This is a genomic window from Aquabacterium sp. (assembly GCF_035476535.1).
Classification (GTDB): Bacteria; Pseudomonadota; Gammaproteobacteria; order Burkholderiales; family Burkholderiaceae_C; genus Pseudaquabacterium.
Genome location: NZ_DATILJ010000048.1, coordinates 1 through 8,608, shown reverse-complemented (window position 1 = coordinate 8,608; position 8,608 = coordinate 1). Strand labels below are relative to the sequence as shown.

7 protein-coding genes and 1 pseudogene are annotated in these 8,608 nt (G+C 69.8%); 6 read left to right on the top strand and 2 right to left on the bottom strand.

Features of this window, described 5'->3' with window-relative positions; genetic code table 11:
* The 5 genes and pseudogenes from VLK61_RS04980 to mmsB form a co-directional block, all read left to right on the top strand.
* Positions 1-172: pseudogene (locus tag VLK61_RS04980) on the top strand (malonate-semialdehyde dehydrogenase); the annotation flags it as partial.
* A gap of 8 nt (positions 173-180) precedes the next feature.
* Positions 181-1,341 carry an acyl-CoA dehydrogenase family protein gene (locus VLK61_RS04975; protein ID WP_325418901.1) on the top strand — a complete coding sequence of 387 codons (1,161 nt, stop codon included), beginning with the start codon at positions 181-183 and terminating at the stop codon, positions 1,339-1,341.
* On the top strand, positions 1,338-2,126 hold the full coding sequence (locus VLK61_RS04970; protein ID WP_325418899.1) for an enoyl-CoA hydratase: 789 nt from the start codon (positions 1,338-1,340) through the stop codon (positions 2,124-2,126). Before VLK61_RS04975 ends, VLK61_RS04970 begins: the two co-directional genes overlap by 4 nt.
* Before the next feature lie 7 nt (positions 2,127-2,133).
* Complete coding sequence (locus VLK61_RS04965) at positions 2,134-3,258, top strand: enoyl-CoA hydratase/isomerase family protein (protein WP_325418897.1); 1,125 nt, start codon at positions 2,134-2,136, stop codon at positions 3,256-3,258.
* 20 nt (positions 3,259-3,278) lie between these two features.
* Entirely contained in the window at positions 3,279-4,184 is a 906-nt protein-coding gene (gene mmsB / locus VLK61_RS04960) for a 3-hydroxyisobutyrate dehydrogenase (protein WP_325418895.1), read from the top strand.
* A 3-nt stretch (positions 4,185-4,187) separates the two neighbouring features.
* Here the strand turns inward: mmsB and VLK61_RS04955 are convergent, their stop codons facing one another.
* Positions 4,188-5,141 (bottom strand): DMT family transporter, encoded by a 954-nt coding sequence (locus tag VLK61_RS04955; RefSeq protein ID WP_325418893.1) that lies wholly within the window; start codon positions 5,139-5,141, stop codon positions 4,188-4,190.
* Between the two features lie 57 nt (positions 5,142-5,198).
* The gene (locus tag VLK61_RS04950) at positions 5,199-6,134 is read right to left on the bottom strand and encodes a LysR family transcriptional regulator (protein ID WP_325418891.1); all 936 of its coding nucleotides are present in this window, start codon (positions 6,132-6,134) and stop codon (positions 5,199-5,201) included.
* 98 nt (positions 6,135-6,232) lie between these two features.
* Between VLK61_RS04950 and metE the strand changes: the two genes are divergently transcribed.
* Positions 6,233-8,590, top strand: a complete 2,358-nt coding sequence (metE, locus tag VLK61_RS04945) for a 5-methyltetrahydropteroyltriglutamate--homocysteine S-methyltransferase (protein ID WP_325418889.1) — start codon at positions 6,233-6,235, stop codon at positions 8,588-8,590.
* Positions 8,591-8,608 lie beyond the last annotated feature (18 nt).

The window sequence follows — 8,608 nt, the reverse complement described above, 5'->3', positions numbered from 1 at the left end:
GGTGCCGGTGCCGATGTTCTCGTTCACCGGTTCACGTGCCTCCAAGCTCGGCGACCTGGGGCCTTACGGCAAGCAGGTGGTGATGTTCTACACGCAGACCAAGACGGTGACCGCGCGCTGGTTCGACGACGACGTGGCCGGTGGCGTCAACACCACCATCAGCCTGCGCTGAAGCCTGCGATGGACTTCGAGCTCTCCGAAGAACAGCGTGCCTTCCAGCAGGCCGCGCGCGACTTCGCGGCCAGTGAGTTCGCGCCGCATGCGGCCGCGTGGGATGCGCAGTCGCTGTTCCCGCGCCACGCCTTGCGCCACGCCGGTGAACTGGGCTTCTGCGGCCTGTACGCCGATGCGGCGTATGGCGGCCTCGGCCTGCCGCGCCTGGATGCCACGCTGGTGTTCGAGGAGCTTGCCGCCGCCTGCCCGTCGACCACCGCCTTCCTGACCATCCACAACATGGCGACCTGGATGCTCACGCGTTTTGCGCGGCCTGAATTGGCCGCGCAGTGGGGTCCGAAGCTGAGCAGCGGCCAGGCGCTGGCGTCCTACTGCCTGACCGAGCCCGGCGCCGGCTCCGACGCCGCCTCGCTGCGCACCCGCGCGCGGCGCGACGGCGACGCGTGGGTCATCGACGGCGGCAAGGCCTTCATCTCCGGCGCCGGCGTGACCGACCTGCTGATCGTGATGGCGCGCAGCGGCGGCGCCGGTGCGGCGGGCATCTCGGCCTTCGCGGTGCCGGCCGCGGCAGAAGGCATTCGCTACGGCCGCGCGGAAGAGAAGATGGGCTGGAACAGCCAGCCAACGCGCGCGATCAGCTTCGATGCGGTGCGCGTGCCGGTCAACCACCTGCTCGGCGACGAAGGCGGTGGCTTTCGCATCGCGATGCAGGGGCTGGACGGCGGCCGCATCAACATCGGCAGCTGTTCGGTGGGCGCCGCGCAGGGCGCGCTGAACGCCGCGCAGCGCTACCTGCACGAACGCCGCCAGTTCGATCGCCCGCTGGCCGACTTCCAGGCGCTGCAGTTCAAGCTGGCCGACATGGCCACCGAGCTGGTCTCGGCGCGCCAGATGGTGCGCCTGGCCGCCAGCAAGCTGGACCAAACGCGGCCCGATGCGCAGGTGTACTGCGCGATGGCCAAGCGCCTGGCCACCGACATCGGCTTCCAGGTCTGCAACGAAGCGCTGCAGATCCACGGCGGCTACGGCTACACCCGCGAATACCCGCTGGAACGCTACCTGCGCGACGCGCGGGTGCACCAGATCCTCGAAGGCACCAACGAAATCATGCGCGTGATCGTGGCACGCCGCATGCTCCAAGACCACGCGACAGAAAGCATCCGATGACACTCGAGACCTATCCCGGCCTGGCGCTTGAAAGACGCGGCCACACGGCACTGATCACCTTGCGCAACCCACCCGCCCACACCTGGACCCGCGACAGCCTGGCCGGCCTGACCCGGGCCGTGCAGGCGCTGGAGGCCGACCCCAACATCGTCAGCCTGGTGATCACCGGCGACGGCGAAAAATTCTTCAGCGCCGGAGCCGACCTGAAGCTCTTTGCCGAGGGCGACAAGGCCTTGGCGCGCGAGATGGCGCGGCGTTTCGGCGAAGCCTTCGAGGCGCTGTCGGCCTTCAGCGGCGTCAGCATCGCGGCGATCAACGGTTATGCGATGGGCGGTGGCCTGGAATGTGCGCTGGCCTGCGACCTGCGCGTGGCCGAGGAGCATGCACAGATGGCGCTGCCCGAGGCCTCGGTCGGCCTGCTGCCGTGTGCCGGCGGCACGCAGTGGCTGGCCTGGACTGTCGGCGAATCCTGGGCCAAGCGCCTGGTGCTGCTGGGCGAGCGTGCCGATGCGGCGACGGCGCTGCGCATCGGCCTGGTCGACGAGGTGGTGCCGCGCGGCCAGGCGCTGGCCCGCGCGCTGGCCATGGCGCAGGCGGTCGACAAACAGAGCCCGAGTGCCGTGCGGGCGTGCAAGCAGCTGATCCAGTCGGCGCGCCGGCGGACGCCGCAGCAGGCGCTGGCGAACGAACGCGAGGCCTTTGTCGACCTGTTCGACGGCGCCAACCAGCGTGAAGGCGTGGCCGCCTTCCTGGGCAAGCGCGCACCGGTCTGGCAGCATGGGTGAAGCCGCCATGGTTCACGATGATGGCGTGCGCTTCGGCGAGATCCGCACCGCCTCAGGCCATGTCTTCGGCCATGCCCGGCTGAACGCGCCGGCCAGCCTGAATGCGCTGTCGCTGGCGATGATCGACAGCCTCGCGCCGCAGCTGCAGCGCTGGGCCGAGGATCCGCGCGTGGCCGGTGTGCTGCTCGATGGTGCCGGCGACAAGGCCTTCTGCGCCGGCGGCGACGTGGTCGCACTCTATCGCGCCATCAGAGCGGCAACATCGGGCGAGGTGCCAGCCGCGGCCGCCGCCTTCTTCGAACGTGAATACCGGCTGGACTTCCAGCTGCACCAGTTCCCGAAGCCGGTGCTGTGCTGGGGCCACGGCGTCGTGATGGGTGGCGGCATCGGGCTGATGGCGGGTGCCTCGCACCGGGTGGCGACGCCGCGCACCCGGCTGGCGATGCCCGAGATCGGCATCGGCCTGTTTCCCGATGTCGGCGGCAGCTGGTTCCTGCGCCGCATGCCGGGCCGCACGGGGCTGTTCCTCGCGTTGACCGGCGCACCGCTGAACGCTGCCGATGCGCGCTTCGCCGGGCTGGCCGATGCCGTGCTGCCACATGAGCAGCAGGGGGCGGTGCTCGAAGCCATCGCGCAGACCGCCTGGTCCGGCGAGCGGCAGGCCGACGGCGCGCGGCTGAGCCACCTGCTGCAGGCGCAGGCCGGCGAGGTTGCGCCGCCCGAATCGCTGCTGCGCCGGCACTTCGACCTGATCGACGAAGTGATCGGCCATGACGCACTGGCCGACATCGCGCCGCGCTTGCGCGCGCTGGCCACGCACGACGACCCCTGGCTGGCCAACGCCGGCAAGGCCTTTGCAGCGGGCTCACCGACCTCGGCCGCGCTGTCGTTTGCGCTGTGGCAGCGGGCGCGCCACCTGTCGCTGGCGGAGGTGTTCCGCCTGGAATACCAGGTGGCGGTCGGCTGCTGCCTGCAGCATGATTTCGCCGAAGGCGTGCGTGCGCTGCTGGTCGACAAGGACAAAACGCCGCGCTGGTCGCCGGCCACGCTGGCGGAGATCACCGACAGCCACATCGCCGAGCACTTCCGCCCCCGTTTCAACGGCCCGCATCCGCTGGCCGATCTGCAGTGAACCCACGCCAGGAGCCCCTGATGTCCGACCCTCACACCACGCCGGTGGCCTTCATCGGCCTGGGCAACATGGGCCTGCCGATGGCCCTGAACCTGATGAAAGCCGGCCACCCGGTGCGTGGCTTCGACCTGAGCGAGACGGCCCGCGCGCTGGCCGCGACCCAAGGCCTGCCACTGGCCGGCTCGGCGCATGAAGCCGTCGAAGGCGCCGCGGTGGTGATCTCGATGCTGCCGGCCAGCCGCCATGTCGAAGCGCTGTACCTGGGCCCGGCCGGGCTGCTGGGCCGCCTGCCTGCCGGCACGCTGCTGATCGACTGCAGCACCATCGCACCGGCCAGTTCACGCCTGCTGGCCGAAGCGGCGGTAGCCCAAGGCCTGGACTGCCTCGATGCACCGGTGTCCGGCGGCACCGCGGGCGCCGCGGCCGGCACGCTGACCTTCATGGCCGGCGGCGACGCCGCCACGCTGGACCAGGCCACGCCGCTGCTGCAGCGCATGGGCGCCAACGTCTTCCACTGCGGCGGCGCGGGTGCCGGCCAGGCCACCAAGCTGTGCAACAACATGCTGCTGGCGGTGCTGATGATCGGTACCTCCGAAGCGCTGGCGCTGGGCCAGTCGCTGGGGCTGGATGCCACCGTCCTGTCCGAGGTCATGCGCCGCAGTTCGGGCGGCAACTGGGTGCTGGAGAAGTACAACCCGGTGCCGGGCGTGATGGACGCAGCGCCCGCGTCACGCGGCTACAGCGGCGGTTTCGGCAGCGCGCTGATGCTCAAGGACCTGGGCCTGGCGATGGAAGCGGCAGTCGCCAGCGGCAGCGCCACGCCGCTGGGCGCGGCAGCGCGGCAGTTGTATGCGATGCACTGCCAGGCCGGCCAGGGCGGGCTGGACTTCTCCAGCGTCCTGGGCTTGATCAGCGGGCAGGACTGAAGCTCAGGGCAAGGGCAGACTTCCGTCGCGCGGCGGGACTGTCTTTGCCGGCAGCAGCACCGCGGCAATCGACAGCAGGATCAGCGTGATCGCCGCGCCGTCCTGCCAGTGCAGGCGCTCGCCCAGCCACAGCGCGCCGGAGACGATGCCGAGCACGGGAATCAGCATCACGCTGGTGCTGGAGGCCACCGGGGTCAAGGTGCGCGCCAGGTAGAACCACGCGGCGTGGCAGTAGCCGAACACCAGCACGCCGTTGTAGACGATGGCGGCCATGGCGGCGTTGCCGGGCATCTGCCAGCGCGCAGATTCGAATGTCAGTGCCAGCGCGCACAGCACGCCGGTGGTGATGGCCGTCATCCAGAACGAGATCGTCAGCGTCGGTACCGTCGTGCGGCTGCGCCGCAGCTGCTGCGTGCCCAGGCCCCAGACGGCGGCGGCCACCAGCACCGAGCCCGCGGCCAGCGGCGCGCCGCTCAGGCGCGTGAGTTCGTGCCACAGCAGCAGCACCACGGCGACGCCTGCTGCGGCAACGCCCAGCGTCTGGCGCCAGGTCAGCCGTTCATCGAACAGCACCCGACCCCAGAGGGCAGAAAACACCGGCATCGTGTAGCCCAGGATCGCCGCGCGCCCTGAGCTCAGGTGCGGCAGCGCCAGGATCAGCAGCACATGCCAGACCAGCATGTTGCTGACCGTCAGCAGGCCGATGCGCCGCCATTCACCGCGTGGCACATGGAACGGCACCTTCAGCAGCGTGAGCCCCAGCGCCAGGCAGGGCAGGCCCAGCAGCAGCGACAGCGCGCGGAAGCTCAGCGGCGCCATGTCGCCGAGCGCAATCTTCATGATCGGCCAGTTGATGCCCCAGAACAGCGTCAGCAGTGCCAGCACCCAGAGCTGGCGTGCACTGAGAACCTGGCTGCTCGTGGCGGCTGGGGCGGAGGCGACGGCGGTTTGGGTCATGCGCGGCATTGTCCGGGCCGGCTGAAAGGCCCTGTGCAGCGCAGGCGCAAAGAGGACTTACAGCAAGGCCACGTCCGGCAGGGTGAGCAGCGAGGTCTCGCGCATCGTGCGCACGAAGGCCGCGAGGTAGGGCCGGTCGGCCAGGCGCGCCGGCGTGGCCGCATACAGCCGCCCGGTCAGGCCCTGCTCGCCGATGCGCTGCTGCGCGACATAGCCGCGGTCCAGGTAGCTCTTGACGGCCCACAGCGGCAACGCCGCGATGCCGCGGCCGCTGGCCACCAGCTGCAGCATCGCCACCGTCAGCTCGCTGGTGCGGCGCGGCGGCGTGATGCCGGCCGGGCGCAGCACGCGGCGCACGAGGTCCAGCATGTCGTCGGGCACCGGGTAGGTGATCAAGGTCTGGTCGGCAAAGTCAGCGGCCGCCAGCCAGGGCTTGGCCAACAGCGCATGGCCCTTGGGCAGCAGCGCAACGATCTCGAAGCTGAACAGCGGGTGGAACACGATGCCGGCCTCGGCGTCGTCCGGTTCGGCGACGATGGCCAGCTCGGCCCGGTCCTGCTGCAGCAGCCCCACCGGGTCGGCCTGGAAGCCCGAGACGATGTCCAGCTCCACCTCCGGCCAGCGGCCGCGGAAGGCATCCATCGCCGGCATCAGCCAGTCGAAGCAGGTGTGGCATTCGACGGCGATGCGCAAGGTGCCGGCGGCGCCGGCGATGAGACGCTGCACGTCACGCTCGGCCTCGTCGACCAGCGGCAGCGTGGCGTCGGCCAGGCCCAGCAGGCGCTGGCCGGCGGCGCTAAAGGCCACCGGGCTGGACTTGCGCTCGAACAACACCACCTGGTAGTGGTCTTCCAGCGCCTTCAGCTGATAGGACAGCGCCGATTGCGTCAGGTTCAGCAACTGCGCCGCGCGCGACAGGTTGCCGGCCTCGCGCAGCGCCAGCAAGGTCTTCAGGTGGCGCAGCTCCAGCGGTGAATTCAGCGATGGGTGCATGAACAAGACTCACGATCTTCAAAAGAAACTTCCGTTTGAATCATAGAGGCGCCTCGGGCATGATGGCAAGTCAAAGTCCAACCGAGCCTCATCCAACCATGATTCGCACGCATATCCTGGGATTTCCGCGCATCGGCGCCCAACGTGAGCTGAAGTTCGCGCTCGAACGCTTCTGGCGCGGTGAGATCGATGCCGATGGACTGGAAGCCGTCGGCCGCAGCCTGCGCGCGCGGCACTGGGCGCTGCAGCGCGAGGCCGGGCTGGACTTCGTCACCGTCGGCGACTTCGCGTTCTACGACCAGGTGGCCAACCACCTGCAGCTGTTCGGCTGCGAACCGGCGCGCTTCGGCTTCTCCGGCAACGAGCCCGAGCTGGCGCGCTATTTCACGATGGCGCGCGGCGTCGCGGCCGAGCATCAGCACGGCGATGGTTGCGCTTGTGGCGGCGGCGAGGTCAGCGCAGGGCAGCCGGCGCTGGAGATGACCAAGTGGTTCGACACCAACTACCACTACCTGGTGCCCGAGTTCAGCCCGGCCACGCGCTTTGCGCTGGCCTCGCGCCGGCTGCTGGCCGAGGTGGCCGAAGCGCACGGCTTGGGCCACAGCGTCAAGGTGGCGCTGGTCGGCCCGCTGAGCCTACTGTGGCTGGGCAAGGAGAAGGTCGACGGCTTCGACCGCTTGTCGCTGCTGGACGCGCTGTTGCCGGTGTATGCCGAGTTGCTGACCCGCCTCGGCGCTGCCGGCGTGCAATGGGTGCAGGTCGACGAGCCCATCCTCGGGCTGGACCTGCCGCCCGCCTGGGCCCAGGCCTTCGAGCGCGCTTATGCGGCATTGAAAGCGGCCGACATGTCGCTGATGCTGGCCACCTATTTCTCACCGCTGCAGCAGCAGCTGGCGCTGGCCTGCCGGCTGCCGGTCGCCGGTCTGCACGTGGACGCGGTGCGTGCCGGCGACGAGCTGGCCGCGGTGCTGGAAGCGCTGCCGCTGGACCGTGAGTTGTCGATCGGCATCATCGACGGCCGCAACATCTGGCGCGCCGACCTCGACCGTGCACTGGCCACGCTGCGCCCGACCCTGGCCCGTCGCGGTGGTCGGCTGTGGATCGCGCCGTCCTGCTCCTTGCTGCACGTGCCGCTGAGCCTGGGTCAGGACGCATCGCTGGACGCCGAGTTGCGCAGCTGGCTGGCCGGCGCGGCCGAAAAGCTCGATGAACTGCAGCTGATCAAACGAATGCTGGTCGAAGGCGAAACGCCGGTGCGCGGCAAGCTCTTCGCGGCCCGTGCCGCCGTGGCCGCGCGGGCCAGCAGCCCGCGCGTCAACAACTCGGCGGTGGCGGCTCGCCTGGCCGCGCTGCCGGCCGATGCCGACCAGCGCCGCAGCGCTTTCTCCGAACGCCAGCGCCGGCAGCGTGAGCGGCTGAAGCTGCCGGCCTTCCCAACCACGACCATCGGCTCTTTCCCGCAGACGCCCGAGATCCGTGCGGCGCGCGCCGCGTTCAAGCGTGGCGCGATGTCCGGCGCCGACTACCAGGCCGCGATGCGGCGTGAGATTGCCGATGCCGTGCGCCGCCAGGAAGCGCTGGGCCTGGACGTGCTGGTGCATGGCGAAGCCGAGCGCAACGACATGGTCGAGTACTTTGGCGAACAGCTCGAAGGTTTTGCCTTCACCGCCAACGGCTGGGTGCAGTCCTATGGTTCACGCTGCGTCAAGCCACCGGTGCTGTTCGGCGATGTGTCGCGGCCGCGGCCGATGACGGTGGATTGGACAGTGCACGCACAAAGCCTCACCGATCGGCCGATGAAGGGCATGCTGACCGGCCCGATCACGATCCTGCAATGGTCCTTCGTGCGCGACGACCAGCCACGGGCCACCACGGCGCTGCAGATCGCGCTGGCCGTGCGCGACGAGGTGATGGACCTCGAAGCCGCCGGCATCACCATCATCCAGATCGACGAGCCGGCCATCCGCGAAGGCCTGCCACTGCGCCGCGCCGCCTGGCTGGATTACCTGCAGTGGGCCGCGCGTGCTTTCCGCGTCTCGGCCAGTGGCGTGCAGGACGCGACGCAGATCCACACCCACATGTGCTATTCGGAGTTCAACGACATCCTGCCCGAGATCGCGGCGATGGATGCCGACGTCATCACCATCGAAACCAGTCGCTCGGACATGGAGCTGCTGAGTGGCTTCAGCGCCTTCCGCTACCCGAACGAGATCGGCCCCGGCGTCTACGACATCCATTCGCCACGCGTGCCCGGCAGCGACGAGATGCTGCGCCTGCTGCACAAGGCGGCGGCAGTGATCCCGCCGCGCAACCTGTGGGTCAACCCCGACTGCGGCCTGAAGACCCGCGGCTGGCCCGAGACCGAAGCGGCGCTGCGGCAGATGGTGGCCGCGGCGCGGCAACTGCGCCGCGAGCTGGCGCTCGAGCCGCAGCCTGCAGCCGTGCAGGCGGCCTGAGCGTCAGCGGCCCGCGCC